At 75.2% G+C, this 23,025-nt stretch carries 21 protein-coding genes; 13 read left to right on the top strand and 8 right to left on the bottom strand.

Features of this window, described 5'->3' with window-relative positions; genetic code table 11:
• Window positions 1-84: 84 nt before the first annotated feature.
• Complete coding sequence (locus ACSLTV_RS09185) at window positions 85-1,788, bottom strand: aminotransferase class V-fold PLP-dependent enzyme (RefSeq protein ID WP_435611947.1); 1,704 nt, start codon at window positions 1,786-1,788, stop codon at window positions 85-87.
• Window positions 1,789-1,995: 207 nt separating this feature from the next.
• On the opposite strand from ACSLTV_RS09185, the gene ACSLTV_RS09180 reads away from it, so the two are divergent.
• Together ACSLTV_RS09180 and katG are read left to right on the top strand one after the other, a co-directional pair.
• Window positions 1,996-2,433: a Fur family transcriptional regulator gene (locus tag ACSLTV_RS09180; RefSeq protein WP_432139468.1), complete on the top strand. Its 438-nt coding sequence runs from the start codon at window positions 1,996-1,998 to the stop codon at window positions 2,431-2,433.
• A gap of 35 nt (window positions 2,434-2,468) precedes the next feature.
• Window positions 2,469-4,685, top strand: coding sequence for a catalase/peroxidase HPI (katG, locus tag ACSLTV_RS09175; RefSeq protein WP_432139467.1), 2,217 nt, complete (start codon window positions 2,469-2,471; stop codon window positions 4,683-4,685).
• 558 nt (window positions 4,686-5,243) lie between these two features.
• On the opposite strand, the gene ACSLTV_RS09170 is transcribed toward katG, so the two are convergent.
• Window positions 5,244-5,825, bottom strand: coding sequence for an Rv1733c family protein (locus ACSLTV_RS09170; protein WP_432139466.1), 582 nt, complete (start codon window positions 5,823-5,825; stop codon window positions 5,244-5,246).
• Between the two features lie 342 nt (window positions 5,826-6,167).
• On the opposite strand from ACSLTV_RS09170, the gene ACSLTV_RS09165 reads away from it, so the two are divergent.
• Window positions 6,168-7,193, top strand: a complete 1,026-nt coding sequence (locus ACSLTV_RS09165; protein WP_435611946.1) for an Acg family FMN-binding oxidoreductase — start codon at window positions 6,168-6,170, stop codon at window positions 7,191-7,193.
• 19 nt (window positions 7,194-7,212) lie between these two features.
• Here the strand turns inward: ACSLTV_RS09165 and ACSLTV_RS09160 are convergent, their stop codons facing one another.
• Entirely contained in the window at window positions 7,213-7,620 is a 408-nt protein-coding gene (locus ACSLTV_RS09160) for an STAS domain-containing protein (protein ID WP_432139464.1), read from the bottom strand.
• 223 nt (window positions 7,621-7,843) lie between these two features.
• Between ACSLTV_RS09160 and ACSLTV_RS09155 the strand changes: the two genes are divergently transcribed.
• The 5 genes from ACSLTV_RS09155 (at window position 7,844) to ACSLTV_RS09135 (ending at window position 12,445) form a co-directional block, all read left to right on the top strand.
• Complete coding sequence (locus ACSLTV_RS09155; RefSeq protein ID WP_432139463.1) at window positions 7,844-8,518, top strand: helix-turn-helix domain-containing protein; 675 nt, start codon at window positions 7,844-7,846, stop codon at window positions 8,516-8,518.
• Window positions 8,519-8,657: 139 nt separating this feature from the next.
• A complete protein-coding gene (locus tag ACSLTV_RS09150; protein WP_432139462.1) occupies window positions 8,658-9,101 on the top strand; it encodes a pyridoxamine 5'-phosphate oxidase family protein in 444 nt (147 codons plus the stop codon).
• Window positions 9,102-9,261: 160 nt separating this feature from the next.
• Entirely contained in the window at window positions 9,262-10,101 is an 840-nt protein-coding gene (locus ACSLTV_RS09145; RefSeq protein ID WP_432139461.1) for a universal stress protein, read from the top strand.
• Between the two features lie 345 nt (window positions 10,102-10,446).
• The gene (locus ACSLTV_RS09140) at window positions 10,447-11,430 is read left to right on the top strand and encodes an ATP-grasp domain-containing protein (protein WP_432139460.1); all 984 of its coding nucleotides are present in this window, start codon (window positions 10,447-10,449) and stop codon (window positions 11,428-11,430) included.
• Between the two features lie 169 nt (window positions 11,431-11,599).
• On the top strand, window positions 11,600-12,445 hold the full coding sequence (locus ACSLTV_RS09135) for a universal stress protein (protein WP_432138377.1): 846 nt from the start codon (window positions 11,600-11,602) through the stop codon (window positions 12,443-12,445).
• A gap of 73 nt (window positions 12,446-12,518) precedes the next feature.
• Here ACSLTV_RS09135 and ACSLTV_RS09130 read toward each other — a convergent pair whose 3' ends face one another.
• The 3 genes from ACSLTV_RS09130 to ACSLTV_RS09120 form a co-directional block, all read right to left on the bottom strand.
• The gene (locus ACSLTV_RS09130) at window positions 12,519-12,983 is read right to left on the bottom strand and encodes a pyridoxamine 5'-phosphate oxidase family protein (protein ID WP_432138378.1); all 465 of its coding nucleotides are present in this window, start codon (window positions 12,981-12,983) and stop codon (window positions 12,519-12,521) included.
• A gap of 136 nt (window positions 12,984-13,119) precedes the next feature.
• Entirely contained in the window at window positions 13,120-13,740 is a 621-nt protein-coding gene (locus ACSLTV_RS09125; RefSeq protein ID WP_432138379.1) for a CBS domain-containing protein, read from the bottom strand.
• 81 nt (window positions 13,741-13,821) lie between these two features.
• Complete coding sequence (locus ACSLTV_RS09120) at window positions 13,822-14,220, bottom strand: hypothetical protein (RefSeq protein WP_432138380.1); 399 nt, start codon at window positions 14,218-14,220, stop codon at window positions 13,822-13,824.
• 267 nt (window positions 14,221-14,487) lie between these two features.
• Here ACSLTV_RS09120 and ACSLTV_RS09115 point away from each other — a divergent pair, with 267 nt between their 5' ends.
• The 5 genes from ACSLTV_RS09115 to ACSLTV_RS09095 all read left to right on the top strand — a co-directional run bounded on the left by ACSLTV_RS09115 (window position 14,488) and on the right by ACSLTV_RS09095 (window position 20,283).
• Window positions 14,488-15,177, top strand: coding sequence for a response regulator (locus ACSLTV_RS09115; protein ID WP_432138381.1), 690 nt, complete (start codon window positions 14,488-14,490; stop codon window positions 15,175-15,177).
• A gap of 169 nt (window positions 15,178-15,346) precedes the next feature.
• The gene (locus tag ACSLTV_RS09110) at window positions 15,347-17,083 is read left to right on the top strand and encodes a sensor histidine kinase (RefSeq protein ID WP_435611945.1); all 1,737 of its coding nucleotides are present in this window, start codon (window positions 15,347-15,349) and stop codon (window positions 17,081-17,083) included.
• A 275-nt stretch (window positions 17,084-17,358) separates the two neighbouring features.
• Window positions 17,359-18,474: an NAD(P) transhydrogenase subunit alpha gene (locus tag ACSLTV_RS09105; RefSeq protein ID WP_432138383.1), complete on the top strand. Its 1,116-nt coding sequence runs from the start codon at window positions 17,359-17,361 to the stop codon at window positions 18,472-18,474.
• On the top strand, window positions 18,471-18,866 hold the full coding sequence (locus tag ACSLTV_RS09100; RefSeq protein WP_435611944.1) for an NAD(P) transhydrogenase subunit alpha: 396 nt from the start codon (window positions 18,471-18,473) through the stop codon (window positions 18,864-18,866). The genes ACSLTV_RS09105 and ACSLTV_RS09100 overlap by 4 nt, the downstream gene beginning before the upstream one ends.
• A 1-nt stretch (window position 18,867) precedes the next feature.
• Window positions 18,868-20,283, top strand: a complete 1,416-nt coding sequence (locus ACSLTV_RS09095) for an NAD(P)(+) transhydrogenase (Re/Si-specific) subunit beta (protein ID WP_435611943.1) — start codon at window positions 18,868-18,870, stop codon at window positions 20,281-20,283.
• A 27-nt stretch (window positions 20,284-20,310) separates the two neighbouring features.
• On the opposite strand, the gene ACSLTV_RS09090 is transcribed toward ACSLTV_RS09095, so the two are convergent.
• Both ACSLTV_RS09090 and ACSLTV_RS09085 read right to left on the bottom strand, forming a co-directional pair.
• Window positions 20,311-21,189 (bottom strand): universal stress protein, encoded by an 879-nt coding sequence (locus tag ACSLTV_RS09090; RefSeq protein ID WP_432157709.1) that lies wholly within the window; start codon window positions 21,187-21,189, stop codon window positions 20,311-20,313.
• Between the two features lie 292 nt (window positions 21,190-21,481).
• A complete protein-coding gene (locus tag ACSLTV_RS09085; RefSeq protein WP_432138387.1) occupies window positions 21,482-22,477 on the bottom strand; it encodes a CapA family protein in 996 nt (331 codons plus the stop codon).
• Window positions 22,478-23,025 lie beyond the last annotated feature (548 nt).

The following is a 23,025-nucleotide window of genomic DNA, read 5'->3' as shown; positions in this document are numbered from 1 at the left end:
CTCTCCCGGACCCCGCCCGCGCCGACCGGCGTTCCCGGCCTCGGGGCTCGCCGGGGTGCGGACCGGATCAGGGTGCGGACCGGATCAGGGCGCGGGCCGCTCCACGCAGACCCGGGGGAGCGGGAACCAGCGCATGCGCTCGAAGTCGGGGGCCAGGCCGGTGGGGCCGTCGTCGGCCGGAGCGGGACGCGCGGTGAGCACGGTGCGGGCGGCGGCGAGCTGGCCCGCCAGCGCCTCCTCGCTCAGCCGGCGGTGCCGGGGCGCGGGCACGGTGAGGCCCTCGTCGGCCGTCCACCGCACCCCGGTCAGCCGTACCGGCGGCTCGGCGGGGCCGCCGCGGTGGTGCCACTGCCCGGTGCGCGGGTCGAACCGGTAGTCCGGCAGCAGCCGGTGGCCGTAGCGGGCGATCAGGGCGACGGCGTCGACGAGGTAGTCCCGGACGGTGTCGCTGATGAAGTAGTTGAAGTTGACGCGGATCCAGCCGGGCTTGATGCCGTCGCAGCCCTGGACCACCTCGTCCATCAGCGCGTGCGAGGTGTCGGCGTCGATGGCCAGCAGCCGGTGCCCGTACGGTCCCGCGCACGAGCAGCCGCCGCGCGCCTGGATGCCGAACAGGTCGTTGAGCAGGGCCACGACGTAGTTGTGGTGCAGGAAGGCGCGGTCGCCGTGGCGGATCCGGAAGGAGACGATGGACAGCCGCCGGGCGTCGTGACTGCCCAGGATCTGCACCCCCGGCTCGCCGTCCCACCGGGAGAGGGCGTACCGCCAGTGGCGCTCCTCGGCGGCCTGGATGGTGTCGGTGCCGACGGCCTCCTTGAGCGCGAAGACCAGACCGGCCCGCACGGACTCCACGATCGCCGGGGTGCCGCCCTCCTCGCGGGCCACCGGATCGTCGAGATAGCGGTGGCCGAGCGGGTCGACGAAGGCCACCGTGCCCCCGCCGGGCGCGGTGGGCACCCGGTGACGGACCAGCTCGCGCCGCACCACCAGGACCCCGGGGGTCTGCGGGCCGCCGACGAACTTGTGCGGGGAGAGGAACACGGCGTCCTTGTGGTCGCCCGCCCCCGGGGCGCTCTCGGCGACCCGGATCGGGACGTACGGCGCGGCGGCCGCGTAGTCCCAGAAGGACAGCGCCCCGTGCTCGTGCAGCAGCCGGGCGATCCGGTCGGTGTCGGTGAGGATGCCGGTGACGTTGGAGGCGGCGGAGAAGCTGCCGATGCGCAGCGGCCGGTCGGCGTACCGGCGCAGCGCCGCCTCCAGCCGCGCCAGGTCGACATGGCCGTCCGGGTCCGTGCCGATCACCTCGACGTCGGCGACCGACTCGCGCCAGGGCAGTTCGTTGGAGTGGTGCTCGTAGGGACCCACGAGGACCACCGGGCGTTCGGCGGGCGGGGGCTGCCGGTCCCCGGCGCGCAGCCGGAGGATGCCGACCAGCTTGTTGACCGCGGCGGTGGCGCCGGAGCCGCAGAAGATTACCAGGTCGTCCTCGGTGCCGCCGACCGCGTCCCGGATGATCCGGCGCGCGTCCTCGCGCAGCCGCGTCGTCTGCAGGCCGGTGCTGGAGCTCTCGGTGTGCGTGTTGCCGTAGCGGGGAAGGACCTCGGCGCGGACGAAGTCCTCGATCAGGTCGAGGGCGCGTCCGGAGGCGGTGTAGTCGGCGTACACGATCCGCTTCGGTCCGTAGGGGCCGTCCAGGACCTCGTCGTCGCCGATGAGGCCGCGCCGGATGCGGGTCAGCAGCGGGGCGACCGGGGGAGCCGTCGTCGGGTGTGTGACTGTGCCGCTCATGGCGGGCCTCCCTCGACGGTGCCCGTGCCGCCGGTCCTCGGGGCCACGGGTGGTCCGTCCTGCCCCGCATTCTCCCCGTCCCGCGGGGCGCGCACCAGCCGAACGGGCGGGATCCGGCCCGCCCCGTACCGTGGTCCGGAAGACCAAAAAAACTTTAACGGCTCCTTTTCTTGAACCGTTCGTGTTTATGAGGGTAGGTTCTGTGCCATGACCGCATCCCAGACTCCGACCACCGCCGAGGAACTGCGCGGTGCCGGCCTGCGGGTGACGGCGGCCCGCGTGGCGCTGCTGGAGACCGTGCGGGGCGGTGACCACCTCGGCGTCGAGGCGATCGCCTCCGGTGTCCGCCAGCGCGTGGGTCACATCTCCCTGCAGGCCGTCTACGAGGCCCTGCACGCCCTGACCGCCGCGGGCCTGGTCCGCCGTATCGAACCGGCCGGCAGCCCCGCCCGCTTCGAGGGACGGGTGGGGGACAACCACCATCACGTCCTGTGCCGGTCCTGCGGTGCCGTCGCCGACGTCGACTGCGCGATCGGCGAGGCCCCCTGTCTGACCGCCTCCGACGACCACGGCTTCGCGATCGACGAGGCCGAGGTCATCTACTGGGGCCTGTGCCCCGACTGCTCCACCACCCGCAGTAGCTGAGCATTCCGAGATCCGACTAGTCCGGAGGGACATCCATGGCCGAGAACCCCGATGCCATCGTCACCGACCCCAAGACGGAGGGCACGGGTGGCTGCCCGGTCGCGCACGGGCGAGCGCCGCACCCCACGCAGGGCGGCGGCAACCGCCAGTGGTGGCCGGAGCGCCTCAACCTGAAGATCCTGGCGAAGAACCCCGCCGTGGCGAACCCGCTCGGTGAGGACTTCGACTACGCCGAGGCCTTCGAGGCGCTCGACCTCGCCGCGGTCAAGCGGGACATCGCCGAGGTCCTCACCACCTCGCAGGACTGGTGGCCCGCCGACTTCGGCCACTACGGCCCGCTGATCATCCGGATGGCCTGGCACAGCGCGGGCACCTACCGCATCAGCGACGGCCGCGGCGGCGCCGGCGCCGGCCAGCAGCGGTTCGCGCCGCTCAACAGCTGGCCGGACAACGCCAACCTCGACAAGGCCCGCCGCCTGCTGTGGCCGGTCAAGAAGAAGTACGGCCAGAGCATCTCCTGGGCCGACCTGATGATCCTCGCCGGCAACGTCGCCCTGGAGTCCATGGGCTTCGAGACGTTCGGCTTCGCCGGCGGCCGCGAGGACGTCTGGGAGCCGGAGGAGGACGTCTACTGGGGCCCCGAGACCACCTGGCTCGGCGACGAGCGCTACTCCGGCGACCGCGAGCTGGAGAACCCGCTCGGCGCGGTGCAGATGGGCCTCATCTACGTCAACCCCGAGGGCCCGGGCGGCAACCCGGACCCGATCGCCGCGGCCCGCGACATCCGTGAGACCTTCCGCCGGATGGCGATGAACGACGAGGAGACCGTCGCCCTCATCGCCGGCGGCCACACCTTCGGCAAGACCCACGGCGCCGGCCCCGCCGACCACGTGGGCAACGACCCCGAGGCCGCCTCCCTGGAGGAGCAGGGCCTCGGCTGGAAGTCCACCCACGGCTCCGGCAAGGGCGGCGACACCATCACCTCCGGCCTGGAGGTGACCTGGACCGCCACGCCCACGCAGTGGGGCAACGGGTTCTTCAAGAACCTCTTCGAGTACGAGTACGAGCTGACGGAGTCCCCGGCCGGCGCCAAGCAGTGGGTGGCGAAGGACGCCGAGGCGATCATCCCCGACGCGCACGACCCGTCGAAGAAGCACCTGCCGACGATGCTCACCACCGACCTGTCGCTGCGCTTCGACCCGGTCTACGAGCAGATCTCCCGCCGGTTCTACGAGCACCCGGAGGAGTTCGCGGACGCCTTCGCCCGTGCCTGGTACAAGCTGACCCACCGCGACATGGGCCCGAAGTCGCTGTACCTGGGCCCGGAAGTGCCGCAGGAGACGCTGCTGTGGCAGGACCCGCTGCCCGAGGCCGAGGGCGAGCCGATCGGCGCCGCCGACGTCGCCGCTCTCAAGGCCAAGGTCCTGGACTCCGGCCTGACCGTCGCCCAGCTGGTCTCCACCGCCTGGGCTTCGGCCTCCACCTACCGCGGCAGCGACAAGCGGGGCGGTGCCAACGGCGCCCGCGTCCGCCTGGAGCCGCAGCGCAACTGGGAGGCCAACGACCCGGACCAGCTCGCCCTGGTGCTGCGCACCCTGGAGAGCATCCAGCGGGAGTTCAACGCCGGCGCCAAGAAGGTGTCCCTGGCCGACCTGATCGTGCTCGCCGGCTCCGCCGCCGTGGAGAAGGCCGCCAAGGACGCGGGCCACGACATCGAGGTGCCCTTCGCCCCGGGCCGCGTCGACGCGACCGAGGAGCACACCGACGTCGAGTCCTTCGCCGCGCTGGAGCCGACCGCCGACGGGTTCCGCAACTACCTCGGCAAGGCCAACCGGCTGCCCGCCGAGTACCTGCTGCTCGACCGGGCCAACCTGCTCACGCTGAGCGCGCCCGAGATGACCGTCCTGGTCGGCGGTCTGCGCGTCCTGGGCGCCACCCACCAGCAGAGCAAGCACGGCGTCCTCACCGAGACGCCCGGTGTGCTGACCAACGACTTCTTCGCCAACCTGCTCGACATGGGCACCACGTGGAAGTCGACGTCCGAGGACCAGACCGCCTTCGAGGGCCGCGACGCCGTCACCGGCGAGCTGAAGTGGACCGGCACCCGGGCCGACCTCGTCTTCGGCTCCAACTCCGAGCTGCGGGCGCTCGCCGAGGTCTACGCGAGCGACGACGCCGGGGAGAAGTTCGTGCGGGACTTCGTCGACGCGTGGGTCAAGGTCATGAACCTGGACCGGTTCGACCTGGTCTGATCGCAGCGCCGCGGCGACCGCGCCGCGGTGACCGCGCTGCGGTGACCGCGCTGCTGTGACCGAGGGGCGGCCCGTCGGGGCCGCCCCTCGGGGCGTTCCCGGCCGGCGCCGGCAGACTCCCGGGACCGCGGATGCCGGCTTCCCCGGCCCCGTTCCCGGCCCGTCCCCTTCGGCCGAGCCCGGGCCCGACCGCCGAGACGCCCGGCGCCACGCTCCGACCGTCGGCTCTCAGGGCTGCCGGCATCCGAGCCCGCCGGAGTCCCGAGCCCGCCGCAGTCCCGGGGCGCCGGAATCCGGGCCGGGCAGTGGCGGGGCCCGGCTCTGCCGAGGGGACGGCCGTATGCCGTCCCCGGCCCGGTCCGAGCACGCGCGTGGGCCACGGGCAGCCGGGCCACGGCTGGGCCCGGGGCCGGGTCCCGCTGGGTGCGTGCCCGTTCCGACCTGGCGGCCGGGGCAGGCGTTGCCGGGCGGGAGTTCCCGCGGCGGCCGGGGCAGGCGTCCCGTGCCGGAACCACGCGGCGGCAGTGGTCGGTGCCCGGTGCCGGAGTTCCCCGGCAATCAGCTCGTCTTGTGGTCCCAGCGGGGGCCGATCAGCTCCCACTCCCGCCCCCAGGCGTCGATCCGGCGCCGGTCCAGGCGCCACCGCAGCAGGGAGCCCGCGCCCACGACCAGACCGGAGGTCGCCGAGGCGGCGGCCAGCCCGAGGACGGCGGCCTCGACGGCCGCCTCCGTGGCGCTCGGCGGCTCGGTGCTCAGCCGGCCGGCCTCGTCCAGCCAGACCTGCACCCGCGAACCGGCCTTCCCACCGCTGTCGACCAAGGCGGTGTCCGTGCGGGTGACCCCCTCGTGGGTGGTCCAGCGGATCTTCGCCACCACCCGGGTGCTCGCCCCGTCGGCCCTCGCGCCGAGGTCGGGTGCGTCGGCGAGCAGCTCGGCCCGTACGGCGTAGCGCTCCTCGCGCTGCCGGGCGAAGGCGTCGTCGGCGGCCCGGGCCGTGAACAGCCCGGCGAGCGTGCCCCCCACGGCCACCAGCACCCACATCACCAGCACGATCCACGCCTCGACGACATCGTCGTGGCGTCGCAGCGGATTGTCCCGCCACCGCCACATAACCGGTTTCCTGCCGCTGCCGCCGTTCATGGGTCCGCACCTCCTCGTCGCGGTCGTGCTCCGACGGTGACACCCGCCCGCTCCCTCCGGCATGGGCCGCTCAGGTGCCCCCGGGGGTCCGTTGGGGCCCGGGCCGGCCGCCCCGGTGGGCCGTTCAGCCCACCCCCGGCGCTGCACCGCGCCGAGCCGGCCGCCGTACGGGTGGCCGGGGAGGGCGGAGTCACATCCGCGGTGGCGGCGTCCCCGCCGCGGGACGTCCGGCGTAGGGCCCGCCGGTGCCGCGGCGGGGACCAACGGCCCCTCATCGGCTCGGGCGCGGGCCGGGCAGCATCGAAGGCGGCACCCGTCCGAGCCGCGCGCCAGGAGGGCATCATGCAGCGCACAACCCTGGACGCCACGATCCTGGAGACCTGTGTGTCCGCCGCGGTCGCCGCGCCGTCCATCTTCAACGCACAGCCGTGGCGGTTCCGGCTGGACCCGGACACGGTCGCCTTCGAGGTCCGGGCCGCACCCGGCCCGGGCCTGCGCCACACCGACCCCGTGGGCCGCGCGCTGCACCTGTCGGTCGGCGCCTGCGTGCTGAACCTGCGGGTCGCCATGGAGCACTTCGGGTGGACCCCCCTCACCCGGCTGCTGCCCCGCCCCGAGGACCCCGACCTGCTGGCCGCGGTCCGCCCCACCGAACCCGGCCCCACCGAACCCGGCCCCGGCACCCCGGGCCGCCCCGACACCGGCCTGTACGACGCGATCTGGCGCCGCCACAGCAGCCGGTTCCCCTACGCCGACGTGCCGCTCCCCGACGACGTGCGCACCGCGCTGAGCGCGGCCGCCCGCGCGGAGGGCGCCCGGCTGGACTTCCCCGGCCCGGCGGACACCGCCGCGCTGCTGGACCTGACCGCCCGCGGCGAACGCCGTTCCCAGCGCGACGCCGACCGGGCCACCGAGAGCCGCCGCTGGGTCCGGCGCGACCCCTACCGGCCCGGCGACACCGGGCTGCCGCCGGCCGCGATCGGCCCGCAGGACGCCCGGGAGCGGGTGCCGATGCGCGACTTCACCGCCCAGCGCCGTCCGGAACGGCTGGCCGCCGTGCCGTTCGAGCGGCACCCGGTGCTGGCCCTGCTGAGCACCGAGCACGACCGCCGCACCGACTGGCTGCGCGCCGGACAGGCCCTCGAACGCGTCCTGCTGGTCGCCACGGTCCACGGCGTACGCGCCTCCCTGCTGCACCAGGCGCTGGAGTGGCCGGACCTGCGCGACCGCACGCGCGCCGGTGCCGGCCCGGCCGGGCACGCACAGATGGTGCTCCGCCTGGGGTACGGGCCCGTCGGCCCCGACACCCCGCGCCGGCCGCTCCACGAGGTCACCGAGTACCCGCCGGCCGGCGGCGGGCGGCGCTGACCGGGCCCGGCGCTGCGGGTCAGCCCGCCACGGTCACCGGAACCGCGGCCTGGCCGTCTGCGCCCCGCCCGTCGGCCGCCAGACCGCCGGACAGCGTGCCGTACGTCTCGAAGACGTCGGCCAGCCGTACGGCGCGCAGGATCCGGCGGAACCCGGGGCTGTCGGTCACCAGCCGCAACCGGCCGGCGCGGGCGACGGCCCGGTTGCGGGCCCGGCACAGCACACTCAGCCCGGCGCAGTCGATGAACGCCATCTCGCGCAGATCGAGCACCACGTCGGGGCAGGGTCCGGCGGTCAGCGCGTCCAGGCGCTCGGTCAGCGCCCGGGACACCTCCAGGTCGATCTCGCCGCGCACCGTCACCACGACGGTGCCCGCGACGAGGCACTCCGAGAGGTCGGGCACGGACCCGATGTACATGTCGGCCATGCACCCCAGCCAACCGGTCCCGCCGCGTCCGCCGGAAGGGCCGACCGGACCCTCCTGCCCCGGCCCGTACTCCGGGCGCAGCGCGACCCCGGACGGCGGCCGGACGGGGACCGATAGGCCCAAGCGGCGCGCCCAGCGGCCGGACAAGCTGGACTTGCCGGGCAAACCCGGCGGGTTCGAGGTCGCACTGGGCCTGTGGTCACGACGGGAGAAGGTGACGGTCATGGTCGAGCAGGTTGTGCCGGACGCCCCGGGCAAGCACGCACCGGGCGATCTCGGACGGCGTCTCGGGGCGCGTCGCGCGCAACTGGGCCTCACGCTCGGCGAGGCGGCGGCCCGGGCCGGGGTGGCCCCCGGCTACCTCCGATACCTGGAGGAACGCCCCGGCGCCGCTCCGGGCACCGGGGTGCTGCTGCGCCTCGCGGAGGCGCTGGAGACCACCATGGGTGAACTCACCGGCGGAAACGCCGAGATGCCCCCCGGGCCCGGAGAGGCGGCACCGCACCCCGGGTTCACGGTGCTCACCGAGCCCCAGTGCCGGGCGCTGCTCGGCACCCACGGCGTCGGCCGGGTGGCGCTGGTCCTGGAACACGGACCGGTCGTCGTGCCCGTCAACTACGCCGTGGTGGAGGGCCAGGTCCTCTACCGCACCGCGCCCGGCACCGTCGCCTCCCGGGTCGGGGGCCGGCGCGTCGCGTTCGAGGTGGACCGTATCGACAACGCCTTCAGCAGGGGCTGGAGCGTGCTGGTCCGCGGCGACGCCCGGCACGTCACCGACCCGGAGACCGTGGGCCGGCTGGCGGCACTGGCGTACCCCTCGCCGTGGGCGGGCGGGCTGCGCGAGCTGTGGGTCCGGATCCAGCCGACAAAGATCACGGGGCGTCGTGTCGTCGCGTGAGCGGGCCAGGACCCGCCGGAACAAAGGGCTGTTGTCCGTCGCGCCCGGGACCGATGGCCCTTCGGTGCCGGCCCCGGCCACGCCGACCATGGACGTGTACCGCACCCCGAGCCGTGCCAGGCGGAAGACGGACGAGCCGATGTACCCCAATGACGGATTCCGAGAGCTACGACCGCAGGAGTGCCTGCGGCTGCTCGAACGCGTGCCCATCGGCCGCATCGTGCACACCCGCCACGCCCTGCCGGCCGTGCTTCCGGTCAACTTCGTCGTGGACGACGACGGTGCCATCGTGCTGTGCACCTCGGCCGCCTCCGAGTTGGTGCGGGCGGTCGACGGAGCGGTGGTCGCCTTCGAGGCCGACGAGGTCGACGCCGCCGCCCAGTCCGGGTGGAGCGTCGTCGTCACGGGGCCGGCCACCGTCGTCACCGACCCGATCGAGCACGGCCGGCTGGTGCGCACCGGGCCCCGCTCCTGGGTCCCCTCGCGGCACGAGATCTTCGTCCGCATCGAACCCGAACTGGTCACCGGCCGGGAACTGGTCGGCGGCCGCAGCCTCTACGGCGTCGACCTCACCACCACCTGACCGCCACCCGACCGCCCCGGCGCCCGGCCCGTACGGCCCGGGCGCCGGGGCCGTACGGAGCCCCGGTGGGTTCCTGCGGCCCCTGTCCGGGCGGGCGACCGGGCGCGAGCATCGTCGTGTCGGCCGCTCGACGGCGAGCGGACCTGAGAAGGGAAGGACCATGAACGGTCAGTACGTGGTCGTGGGAGTGGACGGATCGCCGGTCGCCGACCGCGCCCTGGACTGGGCGGCGGACGACGCCGTCCGGCGCGGCGCCGAACTGCGCGTGGTGTACGCCGTGCCCGACCTCGACGAGGCGGCCCCGGTGCTCGCCGCGGCGGTCCGGCGGGCCGGCGAGCGCCACCCGGACCTGGTGGTCCGGCGGGAGGCGGCGCAGGGCGGCGCGGTGCCCGCGCTGGCCCGGGCGGCGCGCGGCGCCGCGCTCACCGTGGTCGGCACCCGCGGCTACGGCAACGTCGGCTCGCTCCTCGCCCGCTCGGTCAGCGTCCGGCTGGCCGCCCGGGTGCCCGGACCGCTGCTGGTGGTCCGCGGCGACCACCCGTGCGACGACGGCCGTGCGGTCGTCGTCGGTCTGGCGAGCGACGACGACACCCGCGCCGCCGCCTTCGCCTTCCGCGAGGCCTCCCGGCGCGGGGTCGCCCTGCGCGTCCTGCACGCGCACGGCCACCGTCACTCCCGCCCCGAACTGCCCTCGCTGGTGCCGGCCACCAGCCCCGGCCAGCGCGCCGAGGCCCGCCTGGACCTCGCCGAGGAGGCCGTGCCCCGCTTCGGCGTCGCCGAACTGCGCGAACTCCACCCGCGGGTCGGCGTGGACGCCCGCACGGTGCGCACCGCGCCGGCCCGGGCGCTGCTGGACGCCACCCGGGACGCCGGCGTGGTCGTCATCGGCCACCACCGCCGCAGCGGCCCCCTCGGCCCCCACCTCGGCGCCGTGGCGCACGCCCTGCTGCTCCGGTCGCACTGCCCCGTGGTGCTGGTCCCCACCGCCCCGCACGACTGACCGCACCCCTCGGCACGGGCGGCACCGGAGCCCCGCGGCTCCCGCCACGCGGGTACGGGGCGCACACACGGGGCGGACGGCGCAGAGGACGGGGCAGAAGCGGCGGCGGGCGTGCGCCCTGTCAGGGCCACCCGCCGCCCGCCTACAGTGTGGCGCCCAAGCCCTGCGACGCGGATCCGGCGGGGCGCGCACCAGCACCCCCCAGGTCACCGTCCGCCCCGCCCGGCCCTCCCGCGAGCGGCGTACGCGACCACCCCGCGCGACAGGCACCATTCGTGACACCGCTCGGGCCGTACGACAGGGTGCCCACGGCGCGGGCGGCGTCGAGAGCCAGTGGAGGCCGCTGTGTCCCGACCGTGCATCGCCCTGATCGCCGACCCGACGTCGCCCGAAGGCTGCCGGGAGTACCTGGCCGAGGCGGCACACCTGCTCACCGGCGCCGCGCCGGTGCGGATCGACTCCCGGCACTTCGCCACCGGCGGCACCGGCCGTGCGGTCCGCGACGGCGGCCGGTTACGGCTCCAGGTCCCCGAGGAGGACCTGGACGTCGTGCCCGACGCGGTGCTGCTCTACGAGATCCCGCCGCACCGCAGGCAGACGCTCGCCGGCTTCCAGCGGCTCCTGGCGGCGCACGGCGTGGTGACCCTGGCCACCGGGCCCGACGCCTGGCGCACGGCCACCGAGAAGAACCTCACCGTGCGGCGCTTCGCCCGCGACGGCATCGCCCAGATGGAGACCGCGGTCCTCTCCCGGCCCACCGCGCGCGAGGCGCTGGACGCCTTCGAGCGGCTCGGCGGCGACACCTGGGCCCGGCCGGTCGTCGGCACCGGCGGCAACGACACCTTCCACGTCACCACCCCGGACCGACTGGCCGACGCCGCGGCCTACTACGCCGAGCGGGACACCGACTGGCTGCTCTCCCGCGACGCCGGAAACGTCACCGCCGACGGACGGCGCCACCAGTTCCGCGTCTTCGTCCTCGACGGCCGGGTCATCCACGCCCGCGAACACCTCCAGCCCGCGGTCGACACCCCCTGCAACACCTGCCAGGGCGCCACCGCGGTGTTCATCGACCCGCCCGACCTCTCGCCCCGCCTCACCGAACTCGCCGTCGCGGCCACCGCGTCGGTCGGCCTGCCGTTCGCCGGCGTCGACCTGGCCGTCGAGAACGGCGGCGTCGTCTTCGAGGTCAACGTCCAGCCCGCCTTCGTCGACGGCGAACTCCCGCTCGTCGCCGTCCCCTACGTCCGGGCCCACCTGGACGCCCTCGCCCTGACCACCCGGATCCCCACCCCGCTCGGCCGGGACGGCTCCCTGTCCACCCACTGACCGGGCACACCACCCGAGAAGCGCCCGCGCCGGCGTCTTCGGCGCAGGCGCTTCCCTGGTCGGCCTGATCACGGCGGGTCGAACGGGGGAGGCCCGGGGGACCGGTGGGCCCTGCTGTGGCGCCTGGTGAACCGGGAGAGTGGGGGCAGGTTTTCGAGGAGGGGTCCTGATGTCCCGTACCGTCACCGTCGCCCTGGACGGTTCGCCCGAGAGTGCCGCCGCGGCCGGCTGGGCCGCGCGCGAGGCCGTGCTGCACACCGCGCCGTTGCGGCTCGTGCACGTGCGGGAGCGGCCGCCGTCCGGTGCGGACCGCGACGCCCGGATGCTCACCGAGGCCGCGGCCGAACTGGCGCGCCGTCATCCCGGACTGGACGTCGCCGCCGAGCAGGTCGCCGGACGGCCCGCCCAGGCCCTGTCCGCCCTGGCACGGCGCTCCCCGGTCCTGGTGCTGGGCTCCCGGGGACGCGGCCGCACCGCCGGATACCTGCTCGGCTCGGTCGCGGCGGCCGTCGTGGCCCGCGCCGAGCAGCCGGTGGTCCTGGTCCGCGCGGGCGCGGACCCCGCCGCCGAACACCTGCCGGACGCACCGGGGCGCCCCGCCGGGACCGGACCGTACCGGGACGTCGTCCTCGGCCTGAACCAGCCCGAGCGGCCCTGCGAGGCCCTCCTGGCGTACGCCTTCGACGCCGCCGAGCGCCGCGCCGCCACCTTGCGGGTCGTGCACGGCTCCGCGCCCGACCCGGCCGGCGCCGCCGACGACCTCGCGGCCGGCGCCGACGCGACCTGCGCCGCGGCGCTGCGCCCCTGGCGGGAGAAGTACCCGGACGTCCCGGTCGTCGAGGAGACCGTCGTCGGCTCGCCCGGCCCGCACCTCGCCGACGCCTCCCGCGACGCCTGCCTGGTCGTCGTCGGCCGCCGCACCCGTCACCCGGCCGTCGGCCCCCAGATCGGCCCCGTCCTCGACACCCTGCTGCGCCACGCCGAGGCCCCGGTCGCCGTCGTGCCCCACGAATGAGCCCGCACGGACATCGGCCTCCCTCCGGCGTGCCGGAGGGAGGCCGATGCGGTGAGGCAGGCGGACGGCGGGGTCAGCCGGACGGTGCCGCCTCGGCCGGCACCAGCCGGATGCCCGTGACCAGATCCGGGCGGATACGGACCGCGTAGTCCATGGTCTGTGCCACCCACGGCCGCAGCAGCGCCCGGTAGCGGTCCAGCTCCGCCGGGTCGGCGACCAGATGGGCGTATCCCGTCACGACGACGCTCCATCCGAGGTGCGTCTCGGGGTCGATGTGGTCCGCCTCGTAGGCGACGACCACGCCGGGGTCGCCGGCCTGCCGGGTGCGGGTGGTCAGGGCCGCGCCCTCGTGGGTGCGGATGACGACGTCCCCGTCCACCAGGACGTGGTTGACGGGCCGCACGGTAGGCAGCGCGTGCCGGGTGAAGACGATCCTCCCGAAGGAGACGCTGCCCAGCAGCCGCAGCGCCTCGGCGCTGTCGAGGTCGATGCTCCGGCGCGGGCCCACCGGGGTGGGCCGGACATGGTCGAGGGGCATGAGGCGTTCCACGGGGTCGACGCTGTTCGATCAGGTCATTCGACCGGTTCGCGGCCGTCGGCGGCTAGGGCCGTTCGGCCCCGCCGCGCGGCCGACCGACCCTGCGGGCCCGGGCCGGAGGGCCGGCCGGCCGCGCTCAGGCATGCCGGGCTTCCTCGGCGGTGTACGTCAGCGCGTTGACCACGCCGACGACGCCGTCCACCCGCCAGGCCACCCACACCGCCGACGCGGCGTCGTCCCGGTGGGCGATCTGCCCGGACAGCGTCACCATGCCCTCCCGCACGGAGACGTCGACGGCGTCCGCCGGCAGCCCCGGCGCGCCGGCCCGGATGGTGTCCAGCACATCCCGCCGGATCGCCTCGTCGCTGCGCAGGAAGACCCGCAGCAGATCGCGGCGGGTGGCGATGCCGATCAGCCGGTCCTCCTCGTCGACCACCGGCAGGCGCTCGACGTGGTGCCGCTCCATCACGCGCGCCGCGGCCGGGACCGGCTGCTCGGGGTGCACGGTGATCGCCGGTGTCGACATCAGCTGCTCGGCGGTGACCGGCCGGCCTCCCGGGGCCTCCCCGTGGGTCACCTGCGCACGCACCAGATCGGTGCCCGACACCACGCCGAGCACCTTGTCGTCGTGGTCGACCACCGGCAGACCGCTGATGCCGTGGCGGTGCAGCAGGCGCACCAGCTCCTTGAACGGTGTCGCCCGGTGGGCGTGGACGACCTCGCGGGTCATCACCTCACCGACGGTGCTCGGTTCCACGGCGCTCCTCCTTCGCTCGTCGCACGGACGGCGGACCCGCCTTCCCGGGCCCGCCGCCCCGTACGGGACCCGGCCCGGGTCTCAGACCCGTCCGCCCTGCCCCGGGCCACCTCGCCACGGCGGCGGGGCGGTCGCCCGCCGGGCCGTCTCACCGCGGTGCAGCACCCGGTCGACCTGGCCGCGCAGCCGGTCCTGCAGCCGGTCGGCGAGCTCGTGGGCGCTCGCCTCGTCGGCGTGCACCAGGACCAGGTCGCAGCCGACGCGGATCTCGCCGCCCGCCGACCACGGCTGCCCGGTGTGCGCCGGGACGTGCGCGACGCGCACCTCGCCGGAGACGGCGGGCAGTCCCGGCCGGTCGAGGGCCGCGTCCACCTTGGCCCGCACGTAGGCGAGGTCGTCCTCGCGCACGTCGCCCTCGGCCCGCACCAGCACCGTGCCGGTGGCGGCGGTGTTCCGGGCTGCGGTGTCCCTGGGAGTCATCTGCTCCCCTCCTTCGTTCGTCCGTCGGCCCCCTCAGCGTGACTCCGCCGCCCCGCGCGCCCCAGGGGCCGCCCGGCCCCGAACGCGGGCCGGGGGTCCTGCACGGGACCGGCGAACGGGGGAACCCGTTCATCAGGGCCGATCGGCCCTGGTCCGTCCGGCCGCGGCTGGGGGAGGATCGGCTACGGGCCCGACCGCGCCGAGCGCGTGCCCCCGCGGACGACCGAACGCGACACGACAGTGAACGACGACACGAGGAGTGAACCGATGGCGGACAGCCGGCGGCCGGACCCCGAGACACCGATCAGGGTCTTCCTGCTGGACGACCACGAGGTGGTGCGGCGCGGCGTGCACGACCTGCTGAACGACGAGCCGGACATCACCGTGGTCGGTGAGGCGGCGACCGTCGAGCAGGCCCTGGTGCGGGTCCCGGCGCTCCGCCCCGACGTGGCCGTGCTGGACGTCCGCCTGCCGGACGGCGACGGCGTCACCGTCTGCCGCGACCTGCGCTCCCGGATGCCCGACCTGGCCTGTCTGATGCTGACCTCCTTCGACGACGAGGAGGCGCTGCTGGACTCCATCATGGCGGGCGCCAGCGGCTACGTGCTCAAGCAGATCCAGGGCTCCGACCTGGTCTCCGCGGTCCGCACGGTCGCCGCCGGGCAGTCCCTGCTGGACCCCAGCGCCACCGCCCGGCTGATGGCCCGGCTCCGCCACGACCAGCACCAGGAGGAGGAACCCGACGTCCTGCCCGGTCTGACGGCGCGTGAGCGCGAGATCCTCGCCCTCATCGGGGAGGGACTGACCAACCGGCAGATCGGGCAGAAGCTCTTCCTCGCCGAGAAGACCGTCAAGAACCACATCTCCCGGCTGCTCGCCAAGCTCGGCGTGGAACGCCGCATTCAGGCGGCCGTCATCGCCACCCAGGCCCAGGACCGGCTGCGCCGCCCGGAGTAGACGCCCCGGCCCCGCGTCGGCCGCGCCGCACGGAACCGTGTTCCGGCCCACCCCGGGGCGAGCCGGCGCGTGCGCATCCCGTATCGTCGCCTGCCCTGGGACGTTACCGTGGCTGGTGAGCCCGGACGGCCGGGCGCGGAACACGGTACGGGGATCGGGAGGACCACGGGTGACAGACGCTGAGGAGGGCAACGGCGAGGCCCGTGTACGGCTCCCGCAGCTCCGGCTGGACGAACTGCTGGAGGAGCTGCAGGCACGCCTCGACGCGGCCCGCGGCACCCGCGACCGGGTGCACAGCCTGCTGGAGGCGGTGCTGTCGGTCGGCCGCGAACTCGACCTGGAGCAGGCCCTGCACAGCATCGTCGAGGCCGCGGCCGTCCTCGTCGACGCCCAGTACGCCGCGCTCGGCGTGATCGGCCCCGACGGCACGAGCCTGTCGGACTTCCACACCGTCGGCATCGACGACGAGCAGATCCGCGAGATCGGCCACTACCCCGAGGGCCACGGCATCCTCGGCGAGCTGATCCGCCACCCCGAGCCGCTGCGCCTGACGAAGCTCTCCGAGCATCCCGCCTCGTACGGCTTCCCGGCGCACCACCCGCCGATGAACAGCTTCCTCGGCGTCCCCATCCGGGTGCGCGACCAGGTCTTCGGCAACCTGTACCTCACCGAGAAGCGCGACGGGGCGCAGTTCGACGAGGACGACGAGTCCGTCCTGTCGACGCTCGCCGTCGCGGCCGGCGTCGCCATCGACAACGCCCGCCTGTACGAGGAGTCCCGGCTGCGCGAGCGGTGGCTGCGGGCCACCGCGGAGATCACCCAGAGCCTGATGTCCGGCAGCGAGCGCACCGAGGTGCTCCGGCTGATCGCCGACCGGGCCCGGGAGATCACCGGCGCCGCCCTGGCCGTCGTCGCCACCCCCATGGAGGACACCGGCTCCCTCACCGTCGAACTGGCGCTCGGCGCCGAGGCGGAGAAGCACCAGGGACTGGTGCTCCCCGTGGACGGCAGCCTCCTCGGGGAGGCGTTCACCACCGCGGCCCCGGCGACCAGTGCCGACGCGCCGACCGACAGGCGGATCAAGGCCGGCTCGTCGCGTTTCGCCGGACTGGGGCCCGCCGTCGCCGTGCCCATCGGGTCGGGCGACGAGGTGAGCGGTGCGCTGCTGCTGGTGCGCCATTCCGGCCAGGGCCACGCCCCCTTCTCGGAGAAGGAGATCGACCCCCTCCAGGGCTTCGCCGCGCAGGCGGCGGTCGCGATGGAGCTGGCCCAGCGCCGTCAGGACGCCGAGGAGATCGCGGTGCTCCAGGACCGCGACCGGATCGCCCGTGACCTGCACGACCTCGCCATCCAGCGGCTCTTCGCCACCGGTATGACCCTGCAGAGCGCCGGGCGCTTCATCGAGCACCCGGAGGCCGCCGAGCGGGTCGTGCGGGCGGTGGACGACCTGGACGAGACCATCAAGATCATCCGGTCGACGATCTTCGGCCTGCGCTCCCGCGAGGCATCCGGCGGCTCCGGACTGCGCGCGCGGGTCGTCCGGGTGGTCGGCGAGACCGCTCCGGTGCTCGGCTTCGCACCCAGCGTCCGGATGGAGGGCCTGGTCGACACCGCCGTGCCCCGCGAGATCGCCGACCATGTGGTCGCCGTGCTCTCCGAGGCGCTCACCAACGTCGCCCGCCACGCGCGGGCCGACCGCGCCGACGTCATGCTGGCGACCGACGGCCGCGAGGTACGGCTGACGGTCTCCGACAACGGGGTGGGCATCCCGGCGGAGGGCCGGCGCAGCGGGCTGCGCAACATGGCCGAGCGCGCCGAGCAGTACGGCGGCGAACTCGCGGTGACCTGCCCGCCGGAGGGCGGCTCGACCCTTCAGTGGCGGGTGCCGGTCGGCGACGGGGAGTAGCGCCACCCGGGCCCCTCGGCCCGCCCGATCACCCGACGGCCCCTCACCGAGGGGCCGTCGGCCCTTTCCCCCGCGCGGTGCTCCAGGTGAGGCTGGATTGATCCGTCCGAGGAGGGCACCGTGCCGTACGCCTGGTCAGCGTCGCGCCACCGGCGGACAATGCTCCCAGCACTGTGCCGATCTCCGAAACCGTGCTCGGCGGGCGGGCCGGGGCACGGCCCGTCGTCGAGTTCCGAGGCCCGGCCGCGACCGGGCCATTGGGGAGGCCGCAGAACATGGGAACCGTCACCGTGGGAGCCGTACGGGAACGAGCCCCCGGGGAACGCCGGGTGGCTATCGTCCCCGAGGCCGTCACCCTCCTGCGCCGGGCCGGGATCGACGTGCTCGTCGAGACCGGTGCGGGCTCGGGAGCGTGGTTCACCGACGCCGACTACACCGAGGCCGGCGCGCGGGTGGTCCCGCCCGACGAGCTGTACGCCCGCGCCGACGCCGTCCTGTGCGTCGGCCCGCCGGACGCCGACGGCACCGCGGCCCTGCGCGCCGGCCAGACCCTGATCGGTCTGCTCGAACCGCTGCGCCACCCCGACCTGGTCCAGGAGCTGACCGGGCGCGGCGTGCGCACCGTCAGCCTCGACCTGCTGCCCCGCACCCTCAGCCGCGCCCAGTCCATGGACGCCCTGACCAGCCAGGCCAACATCGCCGGCTACCGGGCGGCCGTCCTCGCCGCCGACACCTACGACCGCTTCTTCCCGATGCTGACCACCGCGGCCGGCACCATGCGCCCCGCGCAGGTGCTGGTCCTCGGCGCCGGGGTGGCCGGACTGCAGGCCATCGCCACGGCCCGCCGCCTGGGCGCCGTCGTCACCGCCTACGACGTACGCCCCCAGTCACGCGGCGAGGTGGAGTCGCTCGGCGCCCGGTTCCTCGACGTGCAGGGCCCGCCGGAGCGCGAGCCGGGCACCGGGCGCGGCGGCTACGCCCGGGAGCTGACCGAGGAGGAGCAGCGGGCCCAACGCGCCGCCCTCGACGCGCACATCGCCCGCAGCGACGTCGTCATCACCACCGCCCAGGTGCCGGGCCGCAGGCCGCCCCTGCTGGTCACCGCCGCCGTACTGGAGCGGATGAACCCCGGCTCGGTCGTCGTCGACCTCGCCGCCGGCGACCTCGGCGGCAACGTCGAGGGCTCCGAACCCGACAAGACAGACGTCCTGGACAACGGCGTCACCGTGATCGGCGCCGGACGACTGCCGTCGGCGATGGCGACCGCGGCGTCCACCGCCTACGCCCGCAACCTCGTCGCGCTGCTGCGCCACCTCGTGCGCGACGGCGAACTCGTCCTCGACCCGGCCGACGAGATCACCGGCGCCCTGATGGGAGAGACCGCCCCATGACCCAGCTCGACCTCCTCACCGCGATCACCGTCTTCGTGCTGAGCGTCCTGGTCGGCATCGAGGTGATCAGCAAGGTCCCCGCGACCCTGCACACCCCGCTGATGTCCGGCTCCAACGCGGTGCACGGCATCGTCGTCGTCGGGGCCATGCTCATCGCCGCCCACGCACACAACTGGATCGGCTACACCCTCGCCTTCGCGGCCATGGTGTTCGGCGCGATGAACGTCGTCGGCGGATACGTCGTCACCGACCGCATGCTGGAGATGTTCAAGCCGAAGCCGACCGCCGAACGCCCCGCCCCCGAGCAGTCGGGCGACGGGCGGTCCGGCGCCGGGCAGTCGGGCGCCGGGCAGTCGGGCGCCGGGCAGTCGCCGGCCGGGAAGGTGCGGTGACATGGACACCGTCGAGAACGCCGTCCACTACGTCTTCCTCGGCGCGGCCGCCTGCTTCGTGCTCGGCCTGCGCCTGATGAACCACCCGCGCACCGCCCGACGCGGCAACACTCTGTCCGCCGCGGCCATGACGGTCGCCATCGGCGCGACCGTCTGGCTGGTCGCCCACCAGGGCCTGATCACCCGCACCGGCTGGACCGTGCTGATCACCGGCGGACTGGTCGGCGCGAGCCTCGGCCTGTGGAGCGCCCGGTCGGTGCGGATGACCGCCATGCCCCAACTGGTCAGTCTGTTCAACGCCGTCGGCGGCGGCGCGGCGGCCCTCATCGCGGTCAGCGACGTCCTCCAGACCGAGGACGCCGCGCTGCTCGGCGCCCGCGTGTCCCTGCCCGCCGCGCTGGACATCGTCATCGGCGCGGTCACCTTCTCCGGCTCCCTCGTCGCGGCCGGCAAGCTGCAGGGCCTGGTCTCCGGCGCACCCGTCGTCTTCCCCGGGGCGCGACTGCTCAACGCGCTGCTGCCCGCGTCCTTCGTCGCCGGGACCGTGTGGCTGGTGCTGGCCCCCGACTCCCGGACCGCCCTGTTCGGACTGGTGGCCGTGGCGCTGCTGTTCGGCGTGACCATGGTGCTGCCCATCGGCGGCGCCGACATGCCGGTCGTCATCGCCCTGCTGAACGCCTTCACCGGCTCCGCGGTCGCGATGGCCGGCTTCGTGCTGAACGAGACCGCCCTGATCATCGCGGGCATGCTGGTCAGCTCCTCCGGCGGCATCCTCACCAAGCTGATGGCCGACGCCATGAACCGCTCCCTCGCCGGCATCGTCGTCGGCGGCTTCGGCACCGCGGACAACGGGCCCGCCGCGGCCGGCACCGGGGGACCCGCCCACGTGCGGTCGGTCGGCGCGGACGACGTCGCCATTCAGCTCGCCTACGCCCGCAAGGTCATCTTCGTCCCCGGGTACGGCCTGGCCGCGGCACAGGCACAGCACGAACTCGGCGACCTCGCCCAGCTGCTCACCGACCACGGCGTCGACGTCAGCTACGCCGTCCACCCGGTCGCGGGCCGCATGCCCGGCCACATGAACGTGCTGCTGGCCGAGGCCAACGTGCCCTACACCCAGCTGAAGGAGATGGACGACGTCAACCCCGAGTTCCCGCAGGCCGACGTCGCCCTCGTCATCGGCGCCAACGACGTCACCAACCCGCTCGCCCGCAAGTCCGGCAACGCCATCTCCGGGATGCCCATCCTCGACGTCGACCGGGCGCGCAGCGTCGTCGTGGTCAAGCGCTCCATGGGCCACGGCTACGCGGGCGTCGACAACGAGCTGTACACCGACCCGAAGACCGGCATGTTCTTCGCCGACGCCAAGCAGGGGCTGAGCGATCTGAAGGCGGCGGTCGGGGAGTTCGTCGGCTGACGGGAGGGGCGGCGGCACCCGTACCGGTCAGCGGTGCGGGACGACCGCCACCGGGCAGCGGGCGTGATGGATCATCGCGTGGGTCACGGGGCCGGTGTGCGGGAGCAGGCGAGGTGCGCGGATCCGGCGGCCCACGACCAGCAGGGCCGCCTCCCGCGACGTGCGCAGCAACTCCTGCGCGGGGTGCCCCTGGACGACCAGCACCCGCACCACCACAGCCGGGTACTGTGCCCGCCACGGGTCGAGGATCCGGGCCACCGCCCGCTCGGTGTCCTGCTGCTGAGCCGCCGTCACCGCCTCCGGGGCCGGGCGCACGGCGAGCGGAAGCTGCCAGCCGGCCACCACCCACAGCTGCGAGCCCCGCCGCGCCGCCGCGTCGAAGGCGAACGCCGGCACCTCCTCGCAGGGCTGCTCCGCGTCCACGCCGACCACGACCGGGCGGCCGACACCCGGGTCCGAGACGTCCGGGACACCGGGGCCGTCGACCGGCGGCCGGTCGGCGCGCACGAGGACCACGGGCCGGTCGGCGCGCGCGACCGTGGCCGACGCGACCGACCCGGCCATGAACCCGCCGATCCCGCCGAACGCCCTGCTGCCCACCACCAGCAGCTCCGCCCGCGACCCCGCCGCGACCAGCGCCTCGGCGGCCGGACGGGCGACCCGCTCGGTGCTCAGCGGCACCTGCGGCAGGCACTCCTCGATCCGGTCCGCCGCCGCCCGCAGCACCTTGTCCGCCCAGTACCGCGAGGCGTCGGACTCCGGCGGACCGGAGCCGGTGCCCAGCTCCTCGTCCGCGTACAGCAGGCGCAGCGGCAGCCCGCGCCGCAGCGCCTCCCGGGCCGCCCAGTCGGCGGCGGCCAGGCTCTCGTGCGAGCCGTCCACTCCTACGACGATCGGGCGCGGCACGGCCGCCACCTCCCCGCATCACAGCTCCACCCGCCCGGACACGGGCTCCTCCCCGTAGTGTCCCGCCCGACCCCCACCCCCGGACAGGGCCCGCCCGGCCCCGCACCGGGGCCGAACGGATTCCCGCCGGTGCACGGGTGGCCGGGTGCGCGCCTCGCCGTCGCGGCCGCGGCGGTGGCGGTAGCCGTGACCGTGGCCGGCGCACGGTGCCGGGCCGGGTGGGCTCGCGGGCCGGCCGCCGGAGCGGGTGCCGGTGACCGTGACGTGGCGCCGGACCCGCCTGGCCCGCCGGTCACGCGGTGGCCCGGGGCGGGGGCGGCCAGTCCGCCGAAAGGCGGTCGCCCTCGTCGGTGACGGCCGTGCCCGACTCGGCGCAGAGCCGGGTGAGACGGTCGGCGATCCACGCGTACTCGTCCCGGTTCGCCAGGCGGGTGTGGCAGTAGTCCAGGGCGATGGGGACCGCCTCGGTACGCAGCGGACCGTCCCCGCCGAGGGTGACGAACCACAGCAGGCCGAGATCGTTGCGCAGGCTCGGATGGACGGCGTAGTCGTCGACGAAGTCGCCCAGGTCGAACAGGACGGGGCGGGTGAAGCCGTGGAAGACGTGGGCGGAGTGCCCCACCACCAGGTCCGCGCCGGCGGCGGTGAGCGCCGAGGCGGCCCGCCGGACGTGGGGCACGGGACGGGCGGTCATGTTCGGCCCCCAGTGGACCGTGACGACGACCAGGTCCACGGAGCCGGCTCCGGCGAGGTCCCCCAGCGCCCGGACCGCCCACTCGGGCACGTCCTCGTCCCAGAGGTTCGCGTACGCCACCCCGGGCCGGTCCGGTCCGGCCGCGAATTCGGCGGGGTGGTCGGTGAGCGCGAGGATCCCGAGCCGCAGCCCGCCGGCCGTCACCACCAGCGGCGCCCTGGCCGCCGCCGCGTCCGCCCCCGCCCCGACCGACCGCACGCCGGCCCGGGCCAGCTCGGCCCGGGTGTCCAGCAGGGCGTCGGGACCGTAGTCGAGGGCGTGGTTGTTGGCCAGCGACACGGCGTCCACGCCGAGGCCCGCCAGGACGTCGGCCGCGCGGGGCGGGGCGCGGAAGAAGAACGGCTTGCCCGGCACGTCGACCGGGGCACCCCGGTCCGACACGCAGCACTCCAGGTTGACCAGGAACAGGTCCGCGTCCCGGACGGCGGTGTGGACCGCGGGGGAGAACAACGGGCCGGGCCGGCTGTGCCGCAGCGCCTCCGCGACGCCGCGCCCCAGCATCGTGTCCCCGGCCAGCGCGACCCTGACGACCATGACTCCCGGGCACCTCCCTGGGCCGGCCCGCACTCCTCCTCCCATTGTCGTCGGTGCCGCGCGGAACGCGGGAGCCCGGAAGGACAGGAAGGGGAGGAACCGGAGCGCCGGGCCCGTGGGGCGGCGGTGTCCGCTGACGTCCGTTCCGACGTCGCCGGCCTGCCACGGGCCCGGCACGGGGGCGGGTGACCTGGTCCGCCCCCTCCGAGGAGCCGCCTGGGCGGCAGATGCCGGTCCCCACACCGGCACCGGCCCGTGAGACCCGCGACCCCGCATCGGGCATCCGCCTGCCAGACCCGAGGCGAGGACCGCGAGCGGCGTCAGGGCGCAGATGAGGGACGCGCCCCGTGCCGCCGGTCTCACGGGCTCGCCACCACTGTGCCGTGCCCGGCACCGCCGGGGCATGGGCCGAGCGGCGCACCCCGCGGGGGCCGACCGCCCCCCGGCTCCCGCCCGTGCCAGGGCCGTTGGACCCCGCCCGCGCCCCCGGCCGCCGTCCGTGCCCCACGTGAGCCGCACGGCACGCCCCAACGGCCCTACCGGCCGGC

Source organism: Streptomyces sp. bgisy159 (assembly GCF_965341775.1).
GTDB lineage: Bacteria > Actinomycetota > Actinomycetes > Streptomycetales > Streptomycetaceae > Streptomyces.
Note: the sequence above shows the minus strand (reverse complement) of the source record. Positions and strands in the feature narration are given on the sequence as shown.

What these genes read in the sequence shown, in the direction of transcription:
- ACSLTV_RS09185 (WP_435611947.1), bottom strand. Translation starts at nt 1,788, where the DNA reads ATGAGCGGCACAGTCACACACCCGACGACGGCTCCCCCGGTCGCCCCG.
- ACSLTV_RS09180 (WP_432139468.1), top strand. Translation starts at nt 1,996, where the DNA reads ATGACCGCATCCCAGACTCCGACCACCGCCGAGGAACTGCGCGGTGCC.
- katG (WP_432139467.1), top strand. Translation starts at nt 2,469, where the DNA reads ATGGCCGAGAACCCCGATGCCATCGTCACCGACCCCAAGACGGAGGGC.
- ACSLTV_RS09170 (WP_432139466.1), bottom strand. Translation starts at nt 5,825, where the DNA reads ATGAACGGCGGCAGCGGCAGGAAACCGGTTATGTGGCGGTGGCGGGAC.
- ACSLTV_RS09165 (WP_435611946.1), top strand. Translation starts at nt 6,168, where the DNA reads ATGCAGCGCACAACCCTGGACGCCACGATCCTGGAGACCTGTGTGTCC.
- ACSLTV_RS09160 (WP_432139464.1), bottom strand. Translation starts at nt 7,620, where the DNA reads ATGGCCGACATGTACATCGGGTCCGTGCCCGACCTCTCGGAGTGCCTC.
- ACSLTV_RS09155 (WP_432139463.1), top strand. Translation starts at nt 7,844, where the DNA reads ATGGTCGAGCAGGTTGTGCCGGACGCCCCGGGCAAGCACGCACCGGGC.
- ACSLTV_RS09150 (WP_432139462.1), top strand. Translation starts at nt 8,658, where the DNA reads ATGTACCCCAATGACGGATTCCGAGAGCTACGACCGCAGGAGTGCCTG.
- ACSLTV_RS09145 (WP_432139461.1), top strand. Translation starts at nt 9,262, where the DNA reads ATGAACGGTCAGTACGTGGTCGTGGGAGTGGACGGATCGCCGGTCGCC.
- ACSLTV_RS09135 (WP_432138377.1), top strand. Translation starts at nt 11,600, where the DNA reads ATGTCCCGTACCGTCACCGTCGCCCTGGACGGTTCGCCCGAGAGTGCC.
- ACSLTV_RS09130 (WP_432138378.1), bottom strand. Translation starts at nt 12,983, where the DNA reads ATGCCCCTCGACCATGTCCGGCCCACCCCGGTGGGCCCGCGCCGGAGC.
- ACSLTV_RS09120 (WP_432138380.1), bottom strand. Translation starts at nt 14,220, where the DNA reads ATGACTCCCAGGGACACCGCAGCCCGGAACACCGCCGCCACCGGCACG.
- ACSLTV_RS09115 (WP_432138381.1), top strand. Translation starts at nt 14,488, where the DNA reads ATGGCGGACAGCCGGCGGCCGGACCCCGAGACACCGATCAGGGTCTTC.
- ACSLTV_RS09105 (WP_432138383.1), top strand. Translation starts at nt 17,359, where the DNA reads ATGGGAACCGTCACCGTGGGAGCCGTACGGGAACGAGCCCCCGGGGAA.
- ACSLTV_RS09100 (WP_435611944.1), top strand. Translation starts at nt 18,471, where the DNA reads ATGACCCAGCTCGACCTCCTCACCGCGATCACCGTCTTCGTGCTGAGC.
- ACSLTV_RS09095 (WP_435611943.1), top strand. Translation starts at nt 18,868, where the DNA reads ATGGACACCGTCGAGAACGCCGTCCACTACGTCTTCCTCGGCGCGGCC.
- ACSLTV_RS09085 (WP_432138387.1), bottom strand. Translation starts at nt 22,477, where the DNA reads ATGGTCGTCAGGGTCGCGCTGGCCGGGGACACGATGCTGGGGCGCGGC.